General features: G+C 50.1%; 26 protein-coding genes. 13 read left to right on the top strand and 13 right to left on the bottom strand.

What is annotated here, in order from left to right; genetic code table 11:
- Positions 1–85: 85 nt before the first annotated feature.
- Positions 86–226: a hypothetical protein gene (locus GS601_RS04970; RefSeq protein WP_202924861.1), complete on the bottom strand. Its 141-nt coding sequence runs from the start codon at positions 224–226 to the stop codon at positions 86–88.
- Between the two features lie 199 nt (positions 227–425).
- Positions 426–674 (bottom strand): hypothetical protein, encoded by a 249-nt coding sequence (locus GS601_RS04965; RefSeq protein ID WP_162422158.1) that lies wholly within the window; start codon positions 672–674, stop codon positions 426–428.
- A gap of 216 nt (positions 675–890) precedes the next feature.
- On the opposite strand from GS601_RS04965, the gene GS601_RS04960 reads away from it, so the two are divergent.
- The 5 genes from GS601_RS04960 to GS601_RS04940 all read left to right on the top strand — a co-directional run bounded on the left by GS601_RS04960 (position 891) and on the right by GS601_RS04940 (position 2,623).
- Positions 891–1,133, top strand: a complete 243-nt coding sequence (locus GS601_RS04960; RefSeq protein WP_162422157.1) for a hypothetical protein — start codon at positions 891–893, stop codon at positions 1,131–1,133.
- Positions 1,099–1,332 carry a type II toxin-antitoxin system PemK/MazF family toxin gene (locus GS601_RS22835; protein ID WP_202924860.1) on the top strand — a complete coding sequence of 78 codons (234 nt, stop codon included), beginning with the start codon at positions 1,099–1,101 and terminating at the stop codon, positions 1,330–1,332. Before GS601_RS04960 ends, GS601_RS22835 begins: the two co-directional genes overlap by 35 nt.
- 445 nt (positions 1,333–1,777) lie before the next feature.
- Positions 1,778–2,131, top strand: a complete 354-nt coding sequence (locus tag GS601_RS04950; protein ID WP_202924859.1) for a PIN domain-containing protein — start codon at positions 1,778–1,780, stop codon at positions 2,129–2,131.
- Positions 2,128–2,325 (top strand): hypothetical protein, encoded by a 198-nt coding sequence (locus tag GS601_RS04945; RefSeq protein WP_162422156.1) that lies wholly within the window; start codon positions 2,128–2,130, stop codon positions 2,323–2,325. Before GS601_RS04950 ends, GS601_RS04945 begins: the two co-directional genes overlap by 4 nt.
- Positions 2,326–2,332: 7 nt before the next feature.
- Complete coding sequence (locus GS601_RS04940) at positions 2,333–2,623, top strand: hypothetical protein (protein WP_202924858.1); 291 nt, start codon at positions 2,333–2,335, stop codon at positions 2,621–2,623.
- A 9-nt stretch (positions 2,624–2,632) separates the two neighbouring features.
- On the opposite strand, the gene GS601_RS04935 is transcribed toward GS601_RS04940, so the two are convergent.
- Positions 2,633–3,037, bottom strand: a complete 405-nt coding sequence (locus GS601_RS04935; protein WP_162422155.1) for a universal stress protein — start codon at positions 3,035–3,037, stop codon at positions 2,633–2,635.
- A gap of 148 nt (positions 3,038–3,185) precedes the next feature.
- On the opposite strand from GS601_RS04935, the gene GS601_RS04930 reads away from it, so the two are divergent.
- Together GS601_RS04930 and GS601_RS04925 are read left to right on the top strand one after the other, a co-directional pair.
- The gene (locus GS601_RS04930) at positions 3,186–4,391 is read left to right on the top strand and encodes a phosphoglycerate kinase (protein ID WP_162422154.1); all 1,206 of its coding nucleotides are present in this window, start codon (positions 3,186–3,188) and stop codon (positions 4,389–4,391) included.
- A 94-nt stretch (positions 4,392–4,485) separates the two neighbouring features.
- Positions 4,486–5,262 (top strand): TrmH family RNA methyltransferase, encoded by a 777-nt coding sequence (locus GS601_RS04925; protein WP_162422153.1) that lies wholly within the window; start codon positions 4,486–4,488, stop codon positions 5,260–5,262.
- Here GS601_RS04925 and GS601_RS04920 read toward each other — a convergent pair.
- Complete coding sequence (locus GS601_RS04920; protein ID WP_162422152.1) at positions 5,254–5,457, bottom strand: hypothetical protein; 204 nt, start codon at positions 5,455–5,457, stop codon at positions 5,254–5,256. The genes GS601_RS04925 and GS601_RS04920 overlap by 9 nt on opposite strands.
- Before the next feature lie 294 nt (positions 5,458–5,751).
- On the opposite strand from GS601_RS04920, the gene GS601_RS04915 reads away from it, so the two are divergent.
- The 6 genes from GS601_RS04915 to GS601_RS04890 all read left to right on the top strand — a co-directional run bounded on the left by GS601_RS04915 (position 5,752) and on the right by GS601_RS04890 (position 12,279).
- The gene (locus tag GS601_RS04915) at positions 5,752–6,936 is read left to right on the top strand and encodes an NAD(P)H-quinone oxidoreductase subunit H (RefSeq protein WP_162422151.1); all 1,185 of its coding nucleotides are present in this window, start codon (positions 5,752–5,754) and stop codon (positions 6,934–6,936) included.
- A gap of 74 nt (positions 6,937–7,010) precedes the next feature.
- Positions 7,011–8,444 (top strand): dihydrolipoyl dehydrogenase, encoded by a 1,434-nt coding sequence (lpdA, locus tag GS601_RS04910; protein WP_162422150.1) that lies wholly within the window; start codon positions 7,011–7,013, stop codon positions 8,442–8,444.
- A 39-nt stretch (positions 8,445–8,483) separates the two neighbouring features.
- Positions 8,484–9,368, top strand: a complete 885-nt coding sequence (trpC, locus tag GS601_RS04905; RefSeq protein WP_162422149.1) for an indole-3-glycerol phosphate synthase TrpC — start codon at positions 8,484–8,486, stop codon at positions 9,366–9,368.
- Positions 9,369–9,501: 133 nt separating this feature from the next.
- Positions 9,502–9,774 carry a DUF5340 domain-containing protein gene (locus GS601_RS04900; RefSeq protein WP_162422148.1) on the top strand — a complete coding sequence of 91 codons (273 nt, stop codon included), beginning with the start codon at positions 9,502–9,504 and terminating at the stop codon, positions 9,772–9,774.
- A 70-nt stretch (positions 9,775–9,844) separates the two neighbouring features.
- Positions 9,845–10,876, top strand: coding sequence for a coiled-coil domain-containing protein (locus GS601_RS04895; RefSeq protein WP_162422147.1), 1,032 nt, complete (start codon positions 9,845–9,847; stop codon positions 10,874–10,876).
- 248 nt (positions 10,877–11,124) lie between these two features.
- Positions 11,125–12,279 (top strand): pyridoxal-phosphate-dependent aminotransferase family protein, encoded by a 1,155-nt coding sequence (locus GS601_RS04890; RefSeq protein WP_162422146.1) that lies wholly within the window; start codon positions 11,125–11,127, stop codon positions 12,277–12,279.
- A gap of 99 nt (positions 12,280–12,378) precedes the next feature.
- Here GS601_RS04890 and GS601_RS04885 read toward each other — a convergent pair whose 3' ends face one another.
- The 9 genes from GS601_RS04885 to GS601_RS04845 form a co-directional block, all read right to left on the bottom strand.
- Positions 12,379–12,930 carry a hypothetical protein gene (locus GS601_RS04885; protein WP_162422145.1) on the bottom strand — a complete coding sequence of 184 codons (552 nt, stop codon included), beginning with the start codon at positions 12,928–12,930 and terminating at the stop codon, positions 12,379–12,381.
- Positions 12,931–13,004: 74 nt separating this feature from the next.
- A complete protein-coding gene (locus tag GS601_RS04880) occupies positions 13,005–13,760 on the bottom strand; it encodes a class I SAM-dependent methyltransferase (RefSeq protein WP_162422144.1) in 756 nt (251 codons plus the stop codon).
- Between the two features lie 540 nt (positions 13,761–14,300).
- On the bottom strand, positions 14,301–15,731 hold the full coding sequence (locus GS601_RS04875) for an O-antigen ligase domain-containing protein (RefSeq protein WP_162422143.1): 1,431 nt from the start codon (positions 15,729–15,731) through the stop codon (positions 14,301–14,303).
- Between the two features lie 44 nt (positions 15,732–15,775).
- Positions 15,776–16,918: a glycosyltransferase family 4 protein gene (locus GS601_RS04870; RefSeq protein ID WP_162422142.1), complete on the bottom strand. Its 1,143-nt coding sequence runs from the start codon at positions 16,916–16,918 to the stop codon at positions 15,776–15,778.
- Positions 16,915–18,135, bottom strand: coding sequence for a glycosyltransferase family 4 protein (locus GS601_RS04865; protein ID WP_162422141.1), 1,221 nt, complete (start codon positions 18,133–18,135; stop codon positions 16,915–16,917). The genes GS601_RS04870 and GS601_RS04865 overlap by 4 nt, the downstream gene beginning before the upstream one ends.
- A 2-nt stretch (positions 18,136–18,137) precedes the next feature.
- Positions 18,138–19,331 (bottom strand): glycosyltransferase family 4 protein, encoded by a 1,194-nt coding sequence (locus GS601_RS04860; protein WP_162422140.1) that lies wholly within the window; start codon positions 19,329–19,331, stop codon positions 18,138–18,140.
- A gap of 41 nt (positions 19,332–19,372) precedes the next feature.
- A complete protein-coding gene (gene hepA / locus GS601_RS04855; protein ID WP_162422139.1) occupies positions 19,373–21,226 on the bottom strand; it encodes a heterocyst formation ABC transporter subunit HepA in 1,854 nt (617 codons plus the stop codon).
- 130 nt (positions 21,227–21,356) lie between these two features.
- Complete coding sequence (gene hepC, locus GS601_RS04850) at positions 21,357–22,283, bottom strand: heterocyst development glycosyltransferase HepC (protein ID WP_162422138.1); 927 nt, start codon at positions 22,281–22,283, stop codon at positions 21,357–21,359.
- A gap of 946 nt (positions 22,284–23,229) precedes the next feature.
- Positions 23,230–25,455 (bottom strand): GumC family protein, encoded by a 2,226-nt coding sequence (locus tag GS601_RS04845; protein ID WP_162422137.1) that lies wholly within the window; start codon positions 25,453–25,455, stop codon positions 23,230–23,232.
- Positions 25,456–25,497 lie beyond the last annotated feature (42 nt).

Raw genomic sequence — 25,497 nt, 5'->3', positions numbered from 1 at the left:
TTATCTGAACGGGTCAACTTCCACGGGTCGGTGTACATTTAGAGCTTTACGATCGCACTTCATTCTATCAATGTGGCGTCGCGTTTCAGCCATAAGCAGAAGTCACTACAGCAACGATTGCATCTCTACTGTCTAACCAGAGAATTAGGATCGGACGTTTCTTGGCTGCTGTACCGTCTGTGAATGGAATCTCGGCAATCCACAGTTCACCGGGTTGAATAGTCATCGTAACGCCCTTCGTCTTCTGGAGCGTAACCGTTGAGGAAGGCGCGATGGTCGCAAATAGGATTTGTGGATGACGAATTTGGTAGCGGAGTGATTGTAATTAGCCACTGTCCGATTCCGATGGTGTTGACGATCGCATATCGTTGTCACGGGCAAGAAAACTGTTTTAGCTTTTATTGTAGGTTGACAAGGCGAAGCGATCACGCCATTTTCAGCGTGCACCCTTGTGGAAGTGCCTCGCTTGCTGTTTTAGATAAGAACAATCGTGCTGAGAATCGAAGCGATCGCGCTTCAACCAGGAAATCTCTAACTTGAAAGGGCATCATTGCTGTTCTAAACACGAACGATCGCGCTTCAACCAGGAAATCTCTAACTTGAAAGGGCATCATTGCTGTTCTAAACACGAACGATCGCACTTCAACCAGGAAGTTTTCAACTTGAAAGGGCAATGATTGACCTTTGAACTTGAAGCTTCGAGGTTTGGACTAAAATGATGCAGATTGAAAGAGGATAGCTTCGCTTCCCGACGTGTTCGTTCCTGTTTAAAGGTGCAAGGGGGTTGATCGTTACTCTTCCGATGGGCTTGTCGATCGACTACGAGGGATACGATCGTCCGTTGATTTACGATCGCGCTATACAATTGAAGCAATGATGGTGAATTCCCGATGAGTACGCGCCAAGAATTATTAGCGGTTATTGAACAGTTACCCGATGGTCAATTGCGATCGCTGCTAAAACTCGCGCGATCGCTAACTCAGGAAGAAACATCAATCGATTTGCAAGCGCATAGCATTGATGAACAGCAAGCAGCCGAGTTGCAATCTCGTCTAAGTTCGTTTGCTGAAGAATGGAATAGCCCGGAAATGGACATTTATGATGACTACGACAATCACCGGAAGCAGCTATAGGCGTGGTGACATTGTTTTAGTCATGTTTCCAAATTCAGATCTCCGTACTGCGAAAACTCGTCCCGCAATTGTGGTTCAAGCCAATAATTTGCAGACTGGAATCTCGCAGGTGATTGTTGCCATGATCACGAGCCGTGTCTTTCGGGCAAATCATCCGAGTCGAGTGTTTGTGAGTCTCGCGACGCCCGAAGGAAGTTAATCAGGATTACTCACAGATTCAGTTGTCATGACGGATAATCTCGCCACGATCGCTGAATCTGCAATTAATCGCGTGATTGGATTGCTTCCGATAACAGAAATTGATATTGCTCTGAAACACACATTAAATTTGTGAGCGATCGTTGATTCAAGATATACGATCGCTTCGCTTCGTTGCACGGTAGCTTCGCTTCACTCCGTGTTCGCTGTCGTTTGAAGGCTGAAAGGGATTGCTTGTAACTCAGTGTGAGTTCGATAAAATGGTTATTGCTTCTCAATGATTGTCACTGATGAGGTTATTGATCGAGTGAGAGGGATACGATCGCTAGCTTTTGCATAAAGTAGGTAAACTGCTGCTCATGAGGATTTATCTAGACATGTGCAGCTTGCAACGTCCGCTTGATACCAAGACACAGGTTCGGATCGCAGTTGAGGCTGAGGCAATTTTGAATATCATCACGCTATGGGAGTCTGGACAGCTTGAACTTATTTCATCATCAGCGTTGGTATTTGAGGCTGAGCAGATTCCGCTTTCCCAAAGAAGAACGTATATTTTAGAGACATTAGCAAAAGCAAATCTATTTATCTCTCGTAGTAAATTGGTTGAGGAACGAGCGCAGAGATTTGTGGGTTTGGGAATTAAACCGTTGGACGCGCTGCACTTAGCGTCTTCAATCGAGGCAGAAGCGGATTATTTTTGTACATGCGATGACCGTTTTCTAAGACGAGCAAATGCAGCAGATACAGAACCGACCAAAGTTGTTTCACCTCTGGAATTGATCACGGAGATAACCGAATGAGTCTTCAACCGAAATCTTTGAATGAAATTACTCAAGAAGCGATCGCGATCCTCTCGAAAGAGATCGGCATTGCGAACACGCTGAGATTTCTCAATCAATTTTCATCTGGCTATGGAAACTATACCGAGGAACGTGAGGCGCTTTTCAAGGATTTGACGCTGGATGAGATTTTGCGGCAGATGAAAGAGCGTTGAGGTGTAATTGAAAGACACCAAAGGCGAAACCCAGAAGGAATGGTACTTCCGCCACGACAAAATCGCCGAATTTTTCATCGTGCAAACCTTTCTCGGTGACAGCGAAACCGCCCAAACTCGCTGGTATGACTATTTGGGCGACTCGCGTTTTCGCGGCGTTTACTTTCTCCTCGCAACATTGCTCCCACTCAATGCCGCTCAAACCTTGCGAGAAGCCTTAATTCAATACGCTGCCGACACCAGAGATCACACCGTCAGCGATACCTTCGTGCAACTCCTCTGCACTCGCAAAGCATAATCTAGCAGCTTACGGAACGACTAGCACTGGGCACGGCGACAAACTAATCACTCGATTCGTGACGCTTTCAGAGACTTCTTCGGTGAGTCCGAGTCCACGACAGCCCATGACGATCAGATCGGCGTCGATTTCATCGGCAACATCGCAAATCGTGAACGCGGGATTTCCTTCGCGTTCAACCGTTTCCGCTTCAATGCCTTGTTGAGAAAATAACGATTTCGCATTCTGTAAGAGTTTGGCGACCGCATCGGGTGACGCCATCGTATCGGTCGGAATGTCTTCGACTGCCGCAGCCTCAACCACAGACACGATGATCAGACGACTCTTGTGAAACTGCACAATTTCTGCAACTTTTTCAGCCGCTTGGCGAGATTCACGGCTTTGATCGATGGGAAACAAGACTGTCTTAAACATGGATTTGGGTGAAATGGGACAGATAGATTTCAGGAGGGTCTTATCTTTCTGAACTTACAACAGGATGAGTGGATTGAGCGATCGCAGAGGGGCAATTAATGAGAAAATTTAAGACGTAGGTAAAAAGACTCATTCTAGGAGAAGAATCGTGCCCAAGAAGACTGTTAACACTCTATCGTCCTCTGATTTACAAGGAAAGCGCGTTCTCGTGCGGGCTGACTTTAATGTGCCGCTAGACGATCAAGGCGCTATCACCGACGATACACGCATCCGGGCAGCGTTGCCCACCATCCAAGCGTTGACCTCGAAAGGGGCAAAGGTGATCTTGTGCAGTCACTTTGGGCGTCCGAAAAATGGTCCTGAAGAGAAATATCGCCTCACCCCAGTGGGCAATCGGTTGTCTGAGGTGTTGGGCAAGCCCGTTACCAAGTGTAACGACTGTATCGGTGATGAGGTAAACGCTGCTGTTAGCGCCATGCAGCCCGGTGATGTGGTGTTGCTAGAGAACGTTCGCTTTTACAAAGAAGAAGAACAAAACGACCCCGGATTTGCTGAGAAACTTGCATCAGTCGCGGATCTCTATGTGAACGATGCCTTTGGAACGGCTCACCGCGCCCACGCTTCTACAGAAGGAGTCACCAAGTTTCTCAAGCCTTCTGTCGCAGGATTGCTGATCGAGAAAGAACTGGAATATTTGCAAAGCGCGATCGAGAACCCTCAGCGTCCGTTGGCTGCGATCGTGGGCGGTTCTAAAGTGTCGAGCAAGATCACCGTGATCGAAACCCTTCTGGATAAAGTCGATAAGCTGCTCATTGGCGGTGGTATGGTGTTCACCTTCTACAAAGCACGCGGCTTAAATGTCGGTAAGTCTCTAGTCGAAGAAGACAAACTCGACTTGGCACGGGCACTCGAAGCCAAAGCTAAAGAAAAAGGCGTCGATTTATTGTTGCCAACGGATGTTGTCGTTGCCGATAACTTTTCGCCCGATGCCAATGCTCAGACCGTCAGCGTCGAGAATATTCCGGACGGATGGATGGGGTTGGATATTGGTCCTGACTCGGTGAAAGCCTTTCAGCAAGCGCTATCTGAATGTAAGTCGGTGATCTGGAATGGCCCGATGGGCGTGTTTGAGTTTGATAAGTTTGCGGCGGGCACAGAAGCGATCGCACGCACCCTCGCCGAACTGACCCCCCAAGGGACGATCACCATTATTGGTGGGGGTGATTCTGTTGCCGCTGTTGAAAAAGTCGGTGTGGCAGAGCAGATGAGCCACATTTCCACCGGGGGCGGCGCAAGTTTAGAACTGCTCGAAGGCAAAGAACTGCCTGGAATTGCGGCTCTAGACGAAGCGTAAGCAAGCAACGGCTTAGAAAACGAGGGGAACGGATGATTGATCTAGGCTGACAAAGCATCCATCCGTTCCCTCTGCTACCTAATCTGCTGCCATCATGCTCACGAGTCTTCAGAACCCGCTTGTTAAACAACTCCGCAAGTTGCACCGCGCTAAAGAACGGCGCGAACAGCAGCTTTTTTTATTGGAAGGAACCCATCTCGTTGAAGAGGCATGTGCCGTCGGATTGCCTCTGCTCACCGTTTGCTGCACCGAAGCGTGGCAGGCTCAACATGCTCAGTTGTGGCAGCAACTTCAAGCGCGATCGCAGCGTCTCGAACTCGTCAGCCCTGAAGTGGTGAGAGCGATCGCAACCACTGTCGAACCTGATGGCATTGTTGCTAGCGCAGAACGCATTTATTCTGAGCCATTGGCACTCAACAACTTCGGACTTGTTCTCGAAACGATTCAAGACCCTGGAAATCTTGGCACCATGATTCGGACGGCGGCGGCGGCAGGAGCAGAAGGAATTCTACTGAGCGCGGACAGCGTGGATTTAGACAATCCAAAAGTGCTGAGAGCATCGGCGGGGCAATGGTTTCGGTTGCCGATGGGTATTAGTTCTAGCTTGAAGACCGATATTCTCGATGCCAAAAAACAAGGAATGCAGATCATTGCGACCGTTCCGACTGCAACGCAAACCTACTGGGAAGTGGATTTCAAAAAACCGAGCTTGATTTTGATGGGGAACGAAGGAGCCGGACTATCTCCTCAATTAAACGCCCTTGCCGATGCTCATGTCACTATTCCTGTAAGCCCAGGGGTGGAATCGCTCAATGTTGCGATCGCGGCGGCACTCATGCTCTACGAAGCCAAACGACAGCGATCACGCTGATTCGCCCTTAGACTGCATGAACTGCTCAATATCCGCCACCGCTTGCTCAAATTCCTCAAGCTGTTTTGGCATCGCTGGTGCAGTCATTGGCTGAGCCTCCGTTTTGGTTTCAGACTCAGATAGCGTTTCTTGCAGCTTATCGAGGGACTCCATAAATGCTTTAGCTGCTGCACGTCGCAGTTCTCGCTGTTCCATAATGCCTAACTCTTACTGGATGGACTGAACCATACGATCGCTCTGGTCTGTAGCCCCCAAAAAACAGGTTACTGGCTACACCCAAATTTGAACTTACACTCATCAGGTTTTCACGGGTTCTCCGCTCTGATCAGGATGCCCAACCCTAACAGAATCGTTTCATTTGAAAATGTCATAACGATGAGAGGCGACTCAAGGGTTCGATTTAGAATCTCAAAAATCCCTAAATAGGGTGAATCGACTAGACGCTAATTGATCTACTTTTGGTAGTAGTCACGAGTGCGAGGATCAGTTATGCCACGCATTGAAACCAAAACTGACCCGATGGTGATTAACATGGGTCCGCATCATCCAGCGATGCACGGATGCTTTCGGATCATTGTCACCTTAGATGGAGAAGATGTTGTAGATTGTGAACCTGTGATCGGGTATTTACATCGCGGCATGGAAAAAATTGCCGAAAACCGCACGAATACGATGTTCATTCCGTATACGAGTCGGTGGGATTATTACGGCGGCATGTTCAACGAGGCAGTCACCGTGAACGCGGTCGAGCAGTTGGCAAACATTTCTGTGCCCAAACGTGCCAGCTACATTCGCGTGATCCTGTTAGAACTGACGCGGATTGTGAATCATTTGTTGTGGCTCGGTCCGTTTGTCACGGATGTAGGCACTCAGGCAATGTTCTTTCCGACGATGCGCGATCGCGAGTACATTCTCGATTTGTTTGAAGCCGTTTCAGGCTACCGCATGATCAATCACAACTATTTTCGAGTCGGAGGCGTGGCGGCAGACTTACCCTACGGTTGGGTTGATAAGTGTGCAGACTTCTGCAACTATTTTCCGTCTACCCTAGATGAATACGAGCGATTGATGACAAACAACCCCATTTTTCGGCGGCGGCTTGAGGGAGTCGGAGTTTTGAGTCGTGAAGATGCGATTAACTGGGGCATTTCGGGACCAATGTTGCGGGCATCTGGCGTCAAGTGGGATCTGCGAAAGGTCGATCATTACGAATGTTATGACGAGTTTGATTGGGACGTGCAGTGGGAAACCGCAGGCGATAGTCTCGCTCGTTATAAGATCCGATTAAACGAAATGCGAGAGTCGATCAAGATTATTCGGCAGGCTCTTCAAGGATTGCCAGGAGGCGCTTACGAGAATCTGGAAGCCAAGCGGATGGCGTCGGGTCCTAAATCAGAATGGAATGGGATAGAGTATCAATTCATTGCCAAGAAGATCGCCCCAACGTTCAAGATTCCGAAGGGCGAACATTACGTCCGAGTCGAGTCAGGCAGAGGAGAACTGGGAATTTTCATCATGGGCGACGACAACGTTTTCCCGTGGCGATGGAAGATTCGTCCGGGAGATTTCAACAATCTGCAAGTCTTACCGCAGTTAATTCAAGGTCTAAAGGTCGCTGACATCTTTGTCATTCTGGCAAGCATTGATATCGTCATGGGGTCGGTAGACCGTTGACCTAAAGATTGTGTATTGTCGAATCTGCCCTCAGCAGTTGAGAATGGATAGGGCAAGATCCACGGGAGGGCGATGTGGCGAACGAGTTTGATTACGATTTGGTGATTGTTGGGGCAGGCGTTGGTGGTCACGGTGCAGCACTCCATGCCGTGGATTGTGGACTCAAGACCGCGATCGTAGAAGCGGCAGATATGGGCGGAACCTGCGTCAACCGGGGCTGCATTCCGTCAAAAGCTTTGCTGGCGGCATCGGGACGGGTGCGAGAACTTCGGAATGCCGAGCATCTCAAGTCGCTAGGAATTGAAGTCGGGGCGGTGGGGTTTGATCGACAAGCGATCGCGGCTCATGCTGCCGGAATTGTGCAAAAGCAACAAGATGGGCTGACCAACAGTTTAAAGCGGCTCAATGTTGATGTAATTCACGGTTGGGCAAAGGTTTCAGGCTCGCAAAAGCTCAGCATCTCCACGCCAGAAGGAGAAAAAACCGTTACGGCAAAGGATATTATTTTGGCTCCGGGATCGGTGCCGTTTGTGCCGCCGGGGGCTGAGATTGATGGCAAAACCGTGTTTACCAGCGACGATGCGATTAAGTTAGAATCGTTGCCGCCTTGGATTGCGATCGTGGGTAGCGGCTACATCGGTTTAGAATTTGCGGATGTCTATACTGCCCTGGGTTGCGAAGTGACGATGATCGAAGCGCTCGATCAACTGATGCCAGGATTTGATCCCGACATTGCCAAACTGGCACAGCGAATTCTCGTGACGCCCCGTGACATTGAGACCAAAGCAGGAGTGTTGGCGGCAAAAGTGACGCCGGGATCGCCTGTCGTGATCGAACTGATTGACGCTAAAACTAAAGAGCCGCTCGATACCCTCGAAGTCGATGCCTGCCTGATTGCGACAGGTCGGATTCCCTACACCAAAAACTTGGGGCTAGAGTCGATTGGGGTGGATTTAGATCAGCGAGGCTTTATTCCGGTCAACGATCGCATGGAAGTTTTAGGCGGCGGTGAGCCTGTGCCGCATCTGTGGGCAATTGGAGATGCCACCGGAAAAATGATGTTAGCTCATGCGGCATCGGCACAAGGCATCGCGGCGATCGAGAATATTTGTGGGCGCGATCGCACGATGGACTACCGCAGCATTCCCGCCGCCGCATTCACCCATCCCGAAATTAGCTTTGTGGGCTTGACTGAGCCGCAAGCCAAAGAATTAGGACAGGTAGGAGGGTTTGAGGTGGCGGCGGTGCGAACGTATTTTAAGGGAAACGCCAAAGCGATCGCCGAAGGAGAATCGGAAGGCATCGCCAAGATTGTCTATCGCAAAGACACGGGTGAAATTCTCGGCACCCACATCATCGGGCTACATGCGGCAGATTTGATCCAGGAAGCAGCAAATGCGATCGCCAATCGCCAATCGGTCAAAACGCTGGCATTCTCGGTTCATACCCATCCTACGCTGTCTGAAATTTTAGACGAAGCGTATAAGCGGGCTGCCACAGTTCATTAAGTTGATGCCCTCACCCCTACCCTCTTACCCTTGTGCACCATGGAAATTCGTCGTCGTCGTCCTAATCCTGCGATCGCGGTAGAGCAATTGCGATACCAGGTCAAAGCGCCAGAAAATGAACCTCAGAACATTCTTGAAGAAATCGTGTGGCACAAAGAAATCGAAGTGGCTCAAATGCGAGAGAAACTGCCCCTGAGCAAATTGCAGAAACAGATGGCAGAGCAGCCCACTCAGCCCCGCGACTTTTTGGCAGCCTTGCAAAACGGCAAAACGACGCCCGCCGTGATTGCCGAAGTCAAAAAAGCGTCTCCCAGCAAAGGCGTGATTCGGGAAGATTTTGACCCCGTTGCGATCGCCCAGTCTTACGTTGCTGGTGGGGCATCCTGTCTCTCCGTTTTAACCGACGAGAAGTTTTTTCAAGGCAGCTTTGAGAATTTGGCGAACATCCGCACGGCGGTTGACTTACCGCTTTTGTGTAAAGACTTCATCATTTATCCCTACCAGATGTATTGGGCAAAACTGCACGGAGCCGATGCCGTTCTCTTGATCGCCGCTGTCTTGCCCGATAAAGATCTACAGTATTTCTTAAAGATCGTCAAAACGCTAGGCATGACGGCACTGATCGAAGTGCATACCCTAGCCGAGATCGATCGCGTCCTTGCCTTGGAAGGGGTAACGGCGATCGGGATTAACAATCGCAATCTCAAAGATTTTTCGGTTGACCTAAGCACCACCCACGACATTCTGACCGCGCGGAGCGTTCGGCTGGCAGAGCGCGGAATTGTCACAGTCAGCGAGTCTGGCATCCATCGCCCCGACGATATTGCGGTGGTGCGAGCAGCAGGGGCAACGGCGGTTTTGGTGGGAGAATCGTTGGTTAAGCAAGATAACCCCGGACAAGCCCTCATTCAGCTAGTAACGTAGAGAAGTTAAGCCTCAAGACGCTAGACAGACCCGATGAGGTCTGCAATTTTAAGAAAGGTTGCGTTTTTGCTAATTCACTCTTTAGATACTAAAGTCTAGAGTCTTATTCTTTACCGCGATAGGTGAGCGTTACATGGAGCCAATTCCCCTTCCGTCGCACATCCACTACGAGCTACTATTGCAACTTTTAGAGCGCCAAACCATGGTCGCCGTTAGCCAAAATTCTCACCAACGCGAACAGGTTCAGCAACTGATCATCATCCTCCGGAAAGCGCTGTCTCAGCAAAAGCATTTAGAACAGACCTGCGATCGCTTGCGGCTTCCGGTTGAGTATCGCTGGTCGCTCAATTGTGTCGATGCCCCAGAAGGCGTGGCTAAAGTGCCTACGGAGGTAAAAAAAATGTGAGCTAGGTAAGCTAAAAACGACGTGATGACGATCAATCCCATTCATTGCTTTTCTGGGAGGATTTTTTTAAGTGGCTGAGCCGGATAATGCTGAGCAAGTCGAGTTTGAGGCAGAAGACCTCAAATTAGATGGGTCTGAAAACAGCGTGATTGCCCGATCTCACCCGATTTTGCTCCCAGAAAATGGCATCGCCGATCTCATTGGGATGCAAGAGTGTGTGCAGCGCCAGATGCGACGCATCCGAGATTTGGAAAACGCTTTGGATCAGTCGCTTGCCAGTCTTGATGAGTTGCGGCGTCAGAGTGTGGATCAGTGCTTCTTAGAACGGCAGCTTGCCTCAACCGAAGAATATGCCAACGTTCAAGAACAGGCGATTCATCAGCTTAGGGTTCAGTTTGAGCAGCAGAAGGTAGACCTAGAAGCGCAGATTTGCCATACTCTAGACCAGTTAACGGCAGCCGAGACCTTAGCCCAAGCGCAGCAGGTTGAACTGGAAAAACTGCGCTCTGGCGAATTTTCCCCCGCCCCCCCTGAGGCAGAGACCTCACCGGAGCGATCCTCGAAGGAGGCACCGTCGCGGGGATCGCAAAAATCAAAGCCTCACGACTGGTTGACGCCGAAGGACTGGTTGCGCCATGCCCCCAAAGAGCGGGTGGCTGAACTGGAAAGCCAGGTTCAGGAATTAGAGACCCAGATTGCCAAACAGATTACGACGCAGGCGATGCTGCAACAGGCATGTCAAGAATCGGAGCGCGATCGCGAGCAAAGCCAGCAGCGCACGGCGGCATTAGAACGGCAGGCAGCAGAGATGCAAGAGCAGATTTTGAGTCAGGCTCAGCAGGCAAGTGAGTATGAAACGGCAATTCAGCATTGGAAAAATCGGTTTTATGGGATTCAAGATGAGGCATTGGATCTGAAAAAACGGTTGGAAGAAAAAGGGTCAGCCTTGCCAGAAGAAATCACAGAATTTTTGGCATTGTTTGAAGAAATTCCGACGGCTGAGCCGCAATCAACGCCGCGCCGAAACCCCTTTAATGAAGATTTAAAGATTGATCTGCCTGATTTTCTAGCGCGACGCCGCAATCGGAAGCTGAATTCGTGAGGGGCTGAATTTGTGAGGGGATGCGATCGCTGGAAAACCGGCATTGCTAAATCAGGCTAGGAATTGCCTTGATCTCCAGCCCTCCCCAAGCCGCTACTAATGTGTATGTCCTAACCCTTGTGTATGTCCTAACCCCAATGAGCCGCAATCGTAATCTGAAATTTACAAATTGCGAATTTCAGGTATTGTGTAATCCTGGATCATGCACAACAAACTGAACCTTCGCACCTAAAAAAGGACACATTCTCATGGACGACAAGCTAATGCTGATGATTCCGGGTCCTACACCCGTGCCCGAAAAAGTCTTGTCGGCAATGGCAAAACACCCGATCGGGCACCGAAGCGGCGACTTTAGCAAAATTCAGGCTGAGATTGTTGAAAATCTGAAATGGCTGCACCAAACGCAAAACGATGTGTTGATTTTGGCAGCAAGCGGCACGGGGGCAATGGAAGCCGGAATTATTAATTTTCTGAGTGCGGGCGATCGCGTGTTGGTGGGCTGTAATGGCAAATTTGGCGATCGCTGGGCAGAAGTGTGTGACGCTTACGGGGTGAACGCCGAGCGCATTACCGCCGAGTGGGGGCAGCCCCTCGGTCCAGAGCAGTTTCGCGAGAGATTGGAGCGCGATCGCGAGAAGCAAATCAAAGCGGTGATCATCACCCACAGCGAAACATCCGCCGGGGTAATTAATGACTTAGAAACGATTAATCGCCACGTCAAAGCCCATGGTGAGGCGCTGATCATTGTGGATACGGTCACGAGTTTAGGCGCAACGAATGTACCTGTGGATGAGTGGGGGTTGGATGTAGTCGGTTCGGGTTCCCAAAAGGGCTACATGATGCCTCCTGGGCTAGGATTTGTCTCTGTGAGCGCGAAAGCGTGGGAGGCGTATAAGACAGCAAAACTGCCCCGCTATTATTTAGATTTGGGTAAATATCGTAAGTCTGCCGCCAAAGATACCACCCCGTTTACTCCTGCCATTAACTTGTTTTTTGCCTTGCAAACGGCCTTGCAAATGATGAAAGCAGAAGGATTGGAAACCATCTTTGCGCGGCATCATCGGCAGTCGAGGGCGACTCGGAGCGCGATCGCGGCGTTGGGTTTGCCGCTCTTTACCACCGACGAGTGCTCTAGCCCAGCAATTACAGCCGTTGCCCCCGACCGGGTAGACGCTGAGCAAATTCGCTCGGTGATGCGAAAGCGGTTTGATATTGCTCTAGCTGGCGGACAAGACCACCTCAAAGGCAAGATTTTCCGAATTGGGCATCTAGGATTTGTAGCAGATCGCGATATCTTAAGTGCGATCGCGGCATTAGAAGCAACGCTTCAAGAGTTGGGTTACGAGAGCTTTAGCCCCGGTGCCGGAATTGCGGCGGCGGCAAAATCTTTCAATGCGCTGTAGTTTTCTACCCATCCGTCGCCCTGTGATAGCCCAGTTATGATCGGCAAAAGTTCTGCCCTCTGCACAAGAGAAGGCAGAACTTTTGTTAATTTTACCGGGTTAATTTTGCAACGTACTCCCAAGCTTACCCTCTTCCTCGCCAATCACGGGCTGATCCCAACGCAGCAGCCCAGGCAACTGAATTAAATTGAAACTATAGTTGACAATCCAAAGCCCAATTTCGAGAACTAAAAGAGCCTGAAACCAGCCTACCTGCCCGACCGCCGTAGTCATGACAATGCCCTGATAAAGCTGCCACACCCGATAGGGTAGATATAAATAAGGAATCGCAATCCAGGCGACTGAGTGAAACTGCCGGAGCAATACAACTTCAGTAGTAATCTGTAATGCTAGCATCAATAGATACGATAGCAGGATAGCAAATGGCAGTGTATCTGCCGACGAAAGCCTTAACCAAATGGCAACACCAATCGGCACTAAAACCCCAAAAACTTGAACCGTAAAAAACCAGAATTTCAACCAAATCGGCAATGGCAGGGGAATATCAAACGATTTTGTGTGCCGCCAAAGCCAACCAAGAACCGCTAGGAAAGCAGTTGCGATCGCAAAAAAGAAAAGATTTTCAGCCCAAATATACTCCAGAGCTTTCATAGTTTTGGCGACAAACCAATCAGCGTAATTCTCATCAGCTACTTTTCTAATAGCTCTACTTGATAAAGTTGATTCTACTTTATAAAAATAAAATCTGCACTACACGGAAGCACATAACGAAGCCCAGGAACAGCACTGAGCACCGCATAATAAAACGTTTGGTTTAAGCCTCGATTTGTCACGGTCGGATCAAAGCGAATTTTGGTCTCAAAGCCTGCCTCCGTTGCCAACTGTTTAATCTTGGGATAAATCAGCACATCTTCTGGCACTTCGGGGCGGATCTTATTGACTCGTGCGTAAGCCAAAGGATAAATAAACGATCGGCATACAGGCTCATGCAAGTACAAGCACACGCCGCCCTTTTTCAACACTCGATAGATTTCTGCAAGGCTGCGTCGATGTTTCACAAAGTGATGCGCCGCCTCAAAACAAAAGATTAGATCAACTGTCTCATCGCTAAGCGGAATGTCATACGAACGGCAGGATATAGCATGATCTAACTGAGTTTTGAAGACGTGCTCCCATTTGGGAAGAGACGCGATCGCGTAAGGGCTAATATCGGTCGCCGTTAGAGATGTTCCTTCAAACTTTTGCTTCACCAAGCACGACGCCCAACCTTGACCCGCCCCCAACTCTAAAATTGAACTTGCCTGCTCAAAAAACGCCCGATGATAGCTAAGCTTTTCTAGCAAAATCCTCGCTTCGCAGAATTTGTTAACCAGGTTTTCAACTGCTTCAGATTCTGGATTTTCAAGGGGAGAATCTTGCCAAAATTGGATCTCAATTTGCTCTTTTTGTTGAATGTCTAATTGTTGAATGTCTAACCCCATTTTTGTAAACCAATGTTGTAGATAACTCTTATAGAAACAGATCGCTTTAGTTGCCCTTACTCCAAAATTTTTTCCGTGGAAAAGCAATTTTGATGCTGGCTTTATTTTATCTAAAAACGAGAATTTTCGACATTTTTAACTTGCGTTGGTGTAACTCACCTGAAAAAAGCATAATGTTGTTATTTACAAACAAAATTATGCTTTACCTTTCAGCCTTTCGCTACACAAACCCCTGGATAATTTACTACAAAGGTTTTGAATTGTAAAATAGTTCCGAGGAAATAGTTTTAAAGATATAATTCTACACGTTTACTATAGATAATTTAGATAATTTTTCAGCAAAAACTACTTAACAGTTGTCGAACAGTCTGTGAAAGCACTAGGTTAGCTGCCTTCCTGAGCAAGCTAAGTAATAAAAATATCAGAACTGCGATCGCACCGTTGTATGCCGTTTGATCTATAACTTCTCAGAAATTAGCTGATCACAATCGTTAACTAACGTCATCGTTAATTCATGCCCAATTGATGGCTAATGAGTAGCTAATTGCTGAATGAATTCCTATTTTCTAATAGCTCCTGGTGAGAAGATTGGCGTTGCTTGGCGTAGTAAAGACGGGCAGCCAGCGATAACCCAACGAAACCCCACAGCACCATCCCAAACACAGAGAGAATTACGTTGTTTAAGCTAAACTGCGAAAACGTTGCGATCGCGATTGCTCGCGCGGCACTCACGAAGGGATCAAACGCGGCTTCTCGGCTTTGAAGGATGCTAATCATTAACAGCAGCAATCCACCCATATAGGGTAAGGTTCCCACCCATCCCAGATTGAGCAAGATTGTCAATACGCCACTATCGTTACTTCCGATCGAGTCATCTGCGATCGCATATCCCAACCCCTGCCCTTTGATCTGCACCAGCGCTTCCCCCAGCAGCCTGTTATAGCCTTGTTGCCGCTCTGCCACACTGATATCGTCCCCGCCTGATCCCAAAGTTTGAAGCCGGGAACCAATCACCGTTGAAAAGGGTTCAATAGTCGCTAAAGGCAACACGAGCAACATCATGGTTAGCAACGTTACAAGCAACCGCATTTGCAATCGCGGCTTCAGCGACGGCAGCAATACCACAATGCCAACAAACCAACTCAGCCACGCCGATCGCGCCAACGAAAGCAGCAACGCTAAATACCCCACTGCAGACGCTGGAAATTTGAGGGGAGTCTTAGCCGCAAGTAAAAGAAACAACCCTGCGACGATCGTTGCTGCAAATGGCTGCGGTGACTGCATCGTGCTAAACACCCGAATTCCGAGCGGGTTGGGCGTCCCAAACGCCTGCTCGGTGATATTTTCCAACCAAAAGCGATCCCAGGGCGGTGCAATCAGAAACTGCACGATGCCGTAGAGTCCCATTACCAAAACGCCCCAGACAAACACCCGCTGCGTCACCTGGCGGTAGGCAGGAAATTGCCGCCAGTTTGCAAATAAATGAAACCCAAACAAAATCGGGGACAGCCAATTTAACAGGGCAACGATCACCGATGGGATAGACAGAGACATCAGCCCGATGAAGCCCCCGTAGCAAACGCTGGCAAGGCAGAGGATAAACGGGAGACCAGTGCCATAGAGGGCAACAGGCAGTTGGCGCGCTAGCGTGACGACCGACACGAAGGTGACAAAAAAGGGAGCCAGCAGAATAGGACTTGGCTCACTCAGCCCAATCGGCATTTCGATCACGCGCCGTAGAAAAGCACTGAGAAACCAAATCCACCAGGTAAACCCAATATATAAAATGGGATACCGAAAATAGAGAAATGCCCCCACCACCAAACACGCGATCGGATATGCCAAGACTAAAATTCTGCCCAGGTTGAGGGCAATGCCTGCCGCCACAAACAGGGAGAAACTGAGAATCACTAGCCATGCGATCGCAGGCTGAAAAAGTTGGGTGTTAGAGCGCGGTTGGGTTGTAGACATAAGCCATCACTAGCAAAGGTGGGGGATGAATTCGGTTCTCGACTCTATCGGGGTAGGCGGTTAAACTCCGCTTTTTCGTAGTAGTGTAAATTGTCTTGAGCAATGCGCGACCAGCTAAACCGTTGGGCGCTTTTATAAGCCCTCCGTCGCACCTGATCGAGCAAGGCGCGATCGCAGATCAGGGTGTCTAACGCCCGCTCTAATGCCGCGCGATCGCGTCTTGGCACAACCAATGCATCGTAGCCCTCCTGCACGATTTCTAAAGGACCGGCGGCGTCGGTCGTGACGGGAGCCAATCCACACGCCATCGCTTCGATCAAGGCAACGCCAAACCCTTCTGAAACCGTCGGAAAAAGTTTGATGTGGTGTCCTTTCAGCAAGGTTGGCAGCGTGTCGTTGACATAATAAGGAACCACCTTGACGCGATCGCGCACCTCCGGCGCAAAATCAGCGTACACCTCGTCTGCCGGACGCTCTGTGCCCAGCAGACTCACTTCGACCTGGGGATAGCGCCTCAAAATAGCATTGAGAATCGGCGTTCCATACTGAATGCCTTTGCGAAAAATGTAGCTGCTCACCTGCGCGATCCGCACCGGTTCTCCTGCGGCAGGGGTTGGCTCAAAGGGAAGATTGAGCATGGCAGCAGAAATGCCGTTGGCAACGATGTGAGCGCGATCGGGATGAATGCCCAACTGTTCGATGGCGTAGCTGCGATCGCGCTGATTTAATAGCAAGACCAGATCGGCATGGCGCATTGAGGTTGCGGCTTCCCACAAGCGAAGGCTGCCTCTGTACATAAAATATTTCCACCCTAACGTGAGGTTGCCGCGTTGGGCTTCTTCTAACTCATCGAGGTGCTGAGTGTGTTCAAGCCCGTGAGAACGAACCACTAGCAACGGGCGGTGCGGCTGAAACCGTTGCAGCGCCGTTGCCCACAGCCAAGCATCGCCGGTGCAGGTATCAATCACATCGATCGCATCTTGCCGAAGCCGTTGGGATAGGTGACACCCGACAAACGCTGGAAACGACGCAAACTTGACCAGGGGATGCACCTTTGGCAAATCGTTGATGAAATAGTATTCCACATCATGCCCTAGCTGCTCAAATTCGCGCCCCAAGCGCCACGTCACCCCGGCGGCTCCTGAATTGAGATCGAACGGATACTGGCAGGTAAATAAGGTTTTCATGGCGGAGCGGCTTTTGCTGGAGATGGCTTTAATGTGGGTGCTTCCATGGCGGTGGTGAATAACCGTTTCAGGTGCTCAAAATGGGTGCGGTGATTGAATTTTTGCTGAGCAACCCGCCGACCTTTTGCCCCCATCTCTCGCCTGAGATCAGGATGCTCAAGCAAGTGCTCGATCCGATCGGCTAAGGCTGTGCGATCGCCAGGTTCGATCAAGAATCCGGTTTCTCCTTCGATCACAATTTCGGGAATAGCATTGTGGCGGGTGGCAATGATGGGCAACCCTGCCGCCATTGCCTCGATAAACACCCAGCCAAACGGCTCAGAATAGGTGGGCATGACAAACAGATCTGCCAGTTGATAAAGCGTTAACCAGTCAGGGGTGTAGGCTGTGATGGTGGGATAGAGGTGAACATTGGGGTGAGCACTGGGGTGAATATTGGTGCAGTCATCGCCCAGCGCACCGTTAGAGAAACCAGGGATAGAGGCTGGAGTGACAAGATGGAGCTTAGCCCGATTGGCAAACTGTTTTAAGAATACATCGAGAACGTCGTAGCCTCCCTTACGCTCAAAATCGCCGCCGATAAATAAGATATTGCACAGCGATCGCTCAGGGTTGGCGTTCTGCTCGGCAGGCAAGATCTGATCGCTATCTACACCGGGATATACGGTGATCACTTTTTCGGGTCTGATGCCGTAGTCATCGATCACAGAGCGCCGAGCCGCATCTGAAAAACTAACAATTTGCTGAGCGGCGGCAAACACTTTTTGTTCTAAATAAATATTGGGTTGAAACGTCCAGGAAAACGGAGGGCGGGTGCGTTCTTGAGCAACTTGAGCGATCGTGCGATCGAGGCTTACGATCGTCGGCACGGTTCGCATCACGTCTAGACACAGAAACGCCAACGGCTGGGTGTGAAAATGCAAAGCAGAATAGTCACCCTGGGCTAATTTTCGGATTACTAATCGCCGTACCATGTAGGCTAAGCCAATTTGATAGCGAAACAAAAATAAATCAATATTATGTTGCTGTATCCATCGGTTGGATGAATAGTAACTCAACAACCGGTTCAAGATCCGCGTGTGCAGTTCTCGGTCTTCGTTAAACCAGTAGAAATCGACCGGGCAAGAGTCTACCTGTTGAAAATAGTCTCGCATCAGGTAGCCATAGGTCTGATGCCCAATGTAGGCTTCGATCACAGAGAGAACGTGAGCATTCATAGCTAACTTGTCTGACTCATCCGAGTATGACCGAGCGGAATTGTTTCGACCAGCGATCGCTCTACCCCCTCGACCATGTGAGTGTCGCTAAAGTGCGTTGCCACATGGCGACGAGCGCGATCGCAAAACTGAGGATCGCGATCGCGCCAACCGATCACCTGCTCTAGGCGATCTGCCAACGCTTCCGCATTTCCCGGCGCAAACAGATAGGCGGCAAACTCGCCCGTCAAAATTTCGGGAATGCCACCGATCGCGCTTGCCACCACTGGCGTTCCACAGGCTAGAGATTCAATGATGCTGCGCCCAAAGGGTTCTGCCCACACGCTCGGCAATACCGTGACATCACTCGCTTGATAGAGAGAAACCGGATCGGCGAGATGCCCTAAAAAGGTGATGCGATCGCGCACTCCCAACCGGTGTGCCAGGGCTTCAAGCGATCGCTGATACTTCCTGCCTTCCTCCTCGCACAGCCGCCCTTTTGAGGCGCTGTAATGCACCACCGGTTTACCCGCGAGGCAGAGGTGCAGATCAACGCCGCGATCGCTCAGCAGAGCAACCGCCTTGATCAGCGTTTCCAACCCTTTCTCGGTATCGATCCGACCGACATACGAAATGAGCGTGGCGCGATCGCAGATGCCCCGCAGGGGGCGCAGTGCCGCCGGATCAGCAGGGGGCTGAAATTTCTCTACATTCGTGCCGTTGTAAACCACATCAATCGCGTCGGGCGCATAGCCTGCCGTCACCCAGTCTCGCTTGGTTTGCTGGGAAACGGCAATAAAGCGATCGACCCGACTTAAGCCAAAGGTGCGCTGTCGATTGAAATCGCAGGGCGGAATTTGCAGGTAACAGACATACGCAAGGTTGCGGAAGTAGGACAGCGCAGAGCCAAACAACGAAAAGTGATAGTCGTTGCAAAACACAACGCTATCTGGCGATACAGGAACCTGCCAGACCTGCGCCATGCTTGGTAAAAACTTGAGAATATCTTTAACGCTGCGCCGATCAAAGCCGAACGAGCCGATCTGGATCGTGCGATCGCAAAAGAGGCAATACTGCGCCAGCAAATCCCCAGCTTTGAGGTACAGCAAACTGATGCGGTGTCCCCGATGGGCTAGCCCGCGACAGACCTCAAGTAGGTTTAGCTCTTGTCCACCCCGCTGCGACGTTAGCTCATTTTCAAGCACAATCAGATGCATCTGCTAGAATCCCTCGGCATGCCCAAACACCCCTCACAACTTTACCCCGTCACTCCCAGTTCGTGCTGCATCCGATGGTAGTTCCAGAGCCGCCCCCGGAGATTGAGAAGTTCTTGATAGGTTCCCTGTTCCACGATTTGACCTTGTTCTAAAACCACCACCTTATCGGCTCGGACAATGGTAGACAGGCGGTGCGCGATCGCAATCACTGTTCTGCCTTCCGCAAGTTGCTCTAGGGATGCTTGAATCAGTCGTTCGGAAACCGAATCAAGGGCACTCGTTGCTTCGTCGAGAATCAAAATTTCGGGGTCGCGCAGGAGGGCGCGGGCAATGGCTAAACGCTGTCTCTGACCCCCAGACAGCCGCACCCCGCGATCGCCAAGGGAGGTCTCAAACTGTTCTGGCATATCCAAAATAAAGTCTAGCGCGTTCGCCTGTTGCGCCGCTTTAAAGATCATTTCGTCGGTCACGTCGTCTAGCCCGTAGGCAATGTTGTAGCGCACCGACGCATTAAACACAAACGTGTCTTGGCTGACGATCGCCATTTTACGCCGCAGCGATTTGATCGCCAGCGATCGCACATCCACGCCATCAAAAAGCACCTGTCCATGGGTTGGGTCGTAAAACCGAGGAATGAGATCCACCAGGGTGGTTTTTCCGGCTCCCGATCCGCCGACGAGTGCCGTCATTTTGCCTTTGGGAATGGTCAGCGTGATATCTTTAAGAACCGGCTGCCCAGGCGTATAGCCAAACTCTACCGCAACGAAATCGATCGATCGATCTAAGCCGTTGTACCAGCGCTCCCCATCCTGCATATAAGGCTTGTTGTCTGAACGGATCACCTCGCTAATATTGGCAAATGCGCCGGTGTAGTTGCTTAGCTGCGCGCGGTTTCCATTAATTTCGTGCAGCGCCGGAACCAGTCGGAACAATAGAAATAGAAACGTTAATAACGATGCGGTTTGCAAGGTTCCATTCGCGACAAACACCGTAATAGCGAGAATGATCATGCTGATCAGCACCGTAGTGGCTAAGCCTTCTGCCATCGGTCGAACCAGTGCCCACCGCCGAGACGCTTTCATCCCGGTTTTCAACACCTCAGAACTGGCTCGATAAAATCGCTTCCGCTCGTAATCTTGGGTTGCAAAGGCATGAACCGTGCGAATTCCGCTAATTAGCTCTAGGGCGATCGTTGCAAATTTTCCGCTCGCTGCCGTCACGGCAAAGCTGCTTTCTCGGACTCGCCGATTGAGCTTTGTTAGCCCGACAATCACAATGCCAAACAGCACCACCGAGACGATCGTGAGTTGCCAAGAAATTGCAAACAGCAAAAAGGTATATACGAGTAGCGTCAGACTTTTGGTGATGATGTATGCCATCAGCCCAAACGCGATCTGAATCTTGCCAATCTCTCCGGTGAGTGTGTTGATCAACTCTCCAGAATTGGTCTGCCCAAAGTAGCTGAGGTTTACTGCTTGCAGTTGTTCAAAGGTTTGCTTCCGGAGGCGATCGATCAGTTTTTGCTGCGATAGCTCGGTGTAGACCTGCGTTAAATAGTTAAAGACTGCCCGAACCCAGGTAGTAGACAAGATGAGAGCAGAAATGCGATAGAGTTGCTCATTTTTGGAGCGATCGATCCCCAGAATGGCGACATCAAACCAGGCAATTCCGGTTTCAAACGGCGGCGCAGATGCCCCCCCAACGAGACTTTGCAAAAATGCTAACAGAAAGCCAAACCCAAATCCTTCAAAGGCGGCTGAGCACAAAGCAAATGCGATCGCGGCAACGACAACCCAGGGGAAATGCCCAAACTCTCGTAAAATCAAGCGATTTTCTTGCCAAAAACTCGTTGATCTCAACACATTCCTCAACAGACGGGGAAGCTTCAATCGCATGGGCAGTCATACCTTTGGTTAAGGGGTCAAGGGCAATCTAAAAAGCCACAGAGCCTAGACTTGACCAGTCTGCTGTGTGGGAGAGAACCTAATATTGAGACCACACCAACTGAGTAGGCTAGATGGCTAGCTAATAGGCTCCGAAGCCAGACAGCACTTTGGGAACTGTCTGAAGCAGGATCTTTAGATCGCCTGTAAATGACCAGTTGTGGAGATATTCTAAATCGCGATGATTGACACTATCGAGGTCAAGCAAGGTAGAGCGCGCTTCTACCTGCCAAGCGCCGGTAATGCCGGGAAGCGCATTGAGCCGCGATCGCATCTCTGGGCGAATCCGAACGGCATCATACAATGCCCAAGGACGAGGACCCACGAGGCTCATTTCACCCCGCAGCACATTCAACAATTGGGGCAACTCATCTAAGCTATAGCGGCGCAACCACCGACCTAGCGGCGTAATACGGGGATCGTCTTCCCGTTTGTGCAAATAGCCTTTGGCTTGACTCGCCATCACCTGATGGTGTTGCTGTTCGGCATTCACCACCATCGTCCGAAATTTCAGCACCTTAAAGAGTTTACCGCGTTGACCTACACGCCACTGCTTGAAGAAGACTGGTCCGGGTGTGTAGATCTGCGTCAACACCACGATCGCTAGCATCACCGGGCTAAGCAAAGCCAGCATTAGAACCGCTAAGCCCCAGTCCATGGTTCGTTTGAGCCACCAGAGATGGCTAAGCTGAGGCAACCGGGTGGCAGGGGGTACACGCAGGTAGATGGCTTTGTTAGCTGTTTCACAGGCATCTGCCCAGGTGCAAATGTCTGATTCGCTTAACGCGGCATCAACGCGCACCAGGTGCACCGGCGATCGCTGGAGGCGCTCAGCGATCTGATGAGTGTCTGAAGACACTGGAAAATATAATGGGTAACGAGGTTGCGATCGCAAGACTAGCAACTGCTTGTGCCGCCAGTAAAGGCTACACGCAGACAGTTCAAGACTCCGTTGCTCTCGTGCTGCGAGCTTGTCTTCTTGCAAAAAAAGGGAATCAGAAGTTGTCATAGGTACTCGACTATAAAATCGCAAACAGAGCCAAGTATGCGAACCGGATTGAGCCGCTTGTATCTGGAACTTGATCGCCCCATCTCACGCACTTGCTTCCCAAGAAGCTGTTAGAGCAGTTGTCTACTTACACGAACACGTTAAGTAACTCCAATATAGGTTGCTAATTCAGAAAGAAATCATCTAAAAGTTAGATCCACAAATTTTCCACAAATTTAAGTTTACGCCCAAATGTTTCGATTTCAAAATGTTGGAATTGGTTAAATTTTTACTAGTAGAAAAGCTGCGATCGTAACTACGTAAACTAATAACAAACATCATATGTATAAAAAATCACACTAAAAGGGAAAAGATAATTTGGTACCTACTTATAGGCATTTCAGACCCCACACCTCAGGCTTAGTAGGAGCATATTAAGACTTTGTAACTGATTAATAAAATCTAACCTGCTCAAAACTCCGCTTGATCTCTACATGATTTTTGGGTATCGACGGCTGAGGCGTATTATTAATCACTACTGAGAACAGATATTTTTCATATCGTTAAAACGGTAAAAATTAGGCTCGAAAAGCAGCCTTAAATCGCTAAATCTAACCTATCAAAACGTAGAAATTAGGTCTTTTGGCATGAGCCTAAAAGGCTATATCTATAACTAGACATCTATCTAGATATTTAGATATTGCTTGATGACCGTGAATAAGGCTTGCTGCTGAACTGCTAGTTTTTTGATTGGCATCCCTCCCCCTCCAATTCTTCTTAAAACCAGTCAATTAAACTGTCTCTCTAACGTTTAGTTTGACAAGCCAAGATTTGTCCTAATCCTAAAAAGAAACCGTGCAGAACCACGGTATGACCTTGCTCTGCACGGATTAGCTTTTCAGTTTGAGGGGAAACTATCACCAACTAGTTACATAGAGCAACAGAGGGCAGGTGTTACCTTGCAATTTTAGGCAATGCGATCGTAATAGTAGCTTCCGGTATTGCTTGCCCCATTCGCCACAATGCCCAGTAGGTTCAGTCGGTTGAGGGTGTGTGCCGCTTCTGCAATCTCGTGACGAGTCACCCGACCCATTCGCCCGACTAGCAACGCCCCATCACAAAAAGACGCTGCCAAAATCGCATCGACAATCCCCAAGGTGGGCGGCGCATCCACAATCACCAAGTCGTAGCTCTGCTCAAACATGCTCATCAAATCGCGCATCCGTTTAGAACTGAGCAGTTTCACAGAATCGGTCGGCGTCGGTCCTGCTGTCAGCACAGAGATAGGCAGATCGCTGTAAGTATTCGCATTTTGCACCGCATTGGTTCCTAAGAAGCGATCGCTGATCAACAGCGTCGATAGCCCCTGTTCGTTGGGCAAATCTAACTGCTTGTGCAACCCTGGGCGACGCAGATCCGCATCGATCAGCAACACCCGTTGATGCAGCCGCGCCGCGCTGATCGCCAGCCCTAGTGCCACCGTAGATTTTCCTTCCCCTGCCAACGCAGACGTAACCACCAAGGATTTGATGGGCGCACCATCTGTCATCAACTGCAAGTTTTTGTAAATCAGATCCAGCGATTCTCGGAACGGTGCCCAGTGCAACACCTGCATCATCGATGGATCAAGCACATCCGATCGCTGGAATGGCAAGCTGCGAGACGACACCCCCATCTCAGGTAGCGGCAACTCTGGAACCATGCCCAACAGTGGCACGGGCAACTGTTTGGTGAGGTCTTCAGACGTGCGAACCGAATCATCCGACGACTCGCGCATCAGTGCCGCTGCGCTGCCCAGCATTAGCCCTAGAGCGCCGCCTGCTAGCAGGTTTCTCAGCCAGCTAGGACCAACCTTTCTACCTAGTCTGGGTTGCTCTAGGGTCTGCCAATCAAACGCACCCCGAGCAATTTCTAAGCCAAGCTCTTGCCGTGCGGTGAGTAACTGTTCCAAGGTTTCGCGATTGATCTTGACATTGGGTTGGAGCCGGTTGTACTCGGCAAGCAGGGTTGGAAAGCGCTTGAGGTCGCCTTGTAGCTGAGCTTCGTTGGCAGCCAAGGTGCGATCGCGCGCTTGTGCTGCCAGAAAGTTCACCTGAGCCTCTACCAGCCCACTGGCAAATTTCAGATCGTTTTCTCCCATTTGCCCGATCGAGACCAGGTTTCCTCCTGCCGAAGCCAGCGCTCCTGCGTCTGCTCCCAAAATTCGCTGTGCCTCTTGTCTGAGCAACAAGCTTTGCTGCTGGCGCTGCTCTAGCAAGGTCTGCACAAACGGCGTTTTCTCGGTAAAGCGCAGCCGTTGTTGCACCAATGCCACTTCAGTTTTTTGGATCTCGTCGAGCAGTGCCTGATAGCGAGACGATTGGCTGAGCCGCGCCGCGATCGATGCCTGACGCGGATCACGCCCAAGCTGTCCCTGCAACGCTCCATACTGAGCCTGAGCCGCCGCCAACGTGGCTCGATTAGTTAGCTGATCTTTCTGCAAGGTGCTCAACGACTCAATCAACGACTGAGATTGAATCTCTGGATCAATCAAATCTTGAGACGCGCGAAACCGCTCTAACGCCGCTTCTGCTTGAGCTACTCGTGCCTCTGCTTGCGGAATCTGAGCGTTAATAAACGACAAGCCCCGCGTCAAGCGCTGCTTTTGCTGCTCCACGTTGTACTGCTCATACACCTTTTCGAGGGCGCTCAAGACATCCCGTGTTTTGGTGCGATCGCTCTCTGTGTAGGTCACTTGAAAAATACTCGTGTTAACTTTCTCGTTCCCTTTTTGCTCTTGAATCGTGCTAACGGCTAGCTTTTTCCGCAGCTTTTCAACGGTTAAATCTGGGTAGCGGGGTTTGAGATCATCGATCGCCCGTTGCAGCAACTGAGCACTTCGCATCACATTTAGTTGCGTGGCATTGTCAATCTCAACGTTGGGATCGGCATAGGAAAAACTCGGACTTTCTGGCGTTGCTTTGCGAGTGCGGTAATTCGAGTCCACCATCAACTGCATGGTACTGCGGTAGGTGGGTCTCATCACCAGGGTAACGGCGGCGGTTGCTGCCAACGTGGCAATCAGCGTGCCCAACACCCAGTTTCGTCGTCGTACCAGCACACCCAATAAATGACCATATCCTGGCTCGGTTTCTGCCGGTTGAGGCAAGGGTGAATTATTTCCGTTATAGAGTGTTAAATTGCTTTGAGCCATGTTGCTTACTCCCTAAACTGAATAAAAAAGAGTGAAAATAAA

This window comes from Myxacorys almedinensis A (genome assembly GCF_010091945.1).
GTDB lineage: Bacteria > Cyanobacteriota > Cyanobacteriia > Leptolyngbyales > Leptolyngbyaceae > Myxacorys > Myxacorys almedinensis.
Note: the sequence above shows the minus strand (reverse complement) of the source record. Positions and strands in the feature narration are given on the sequence as shown.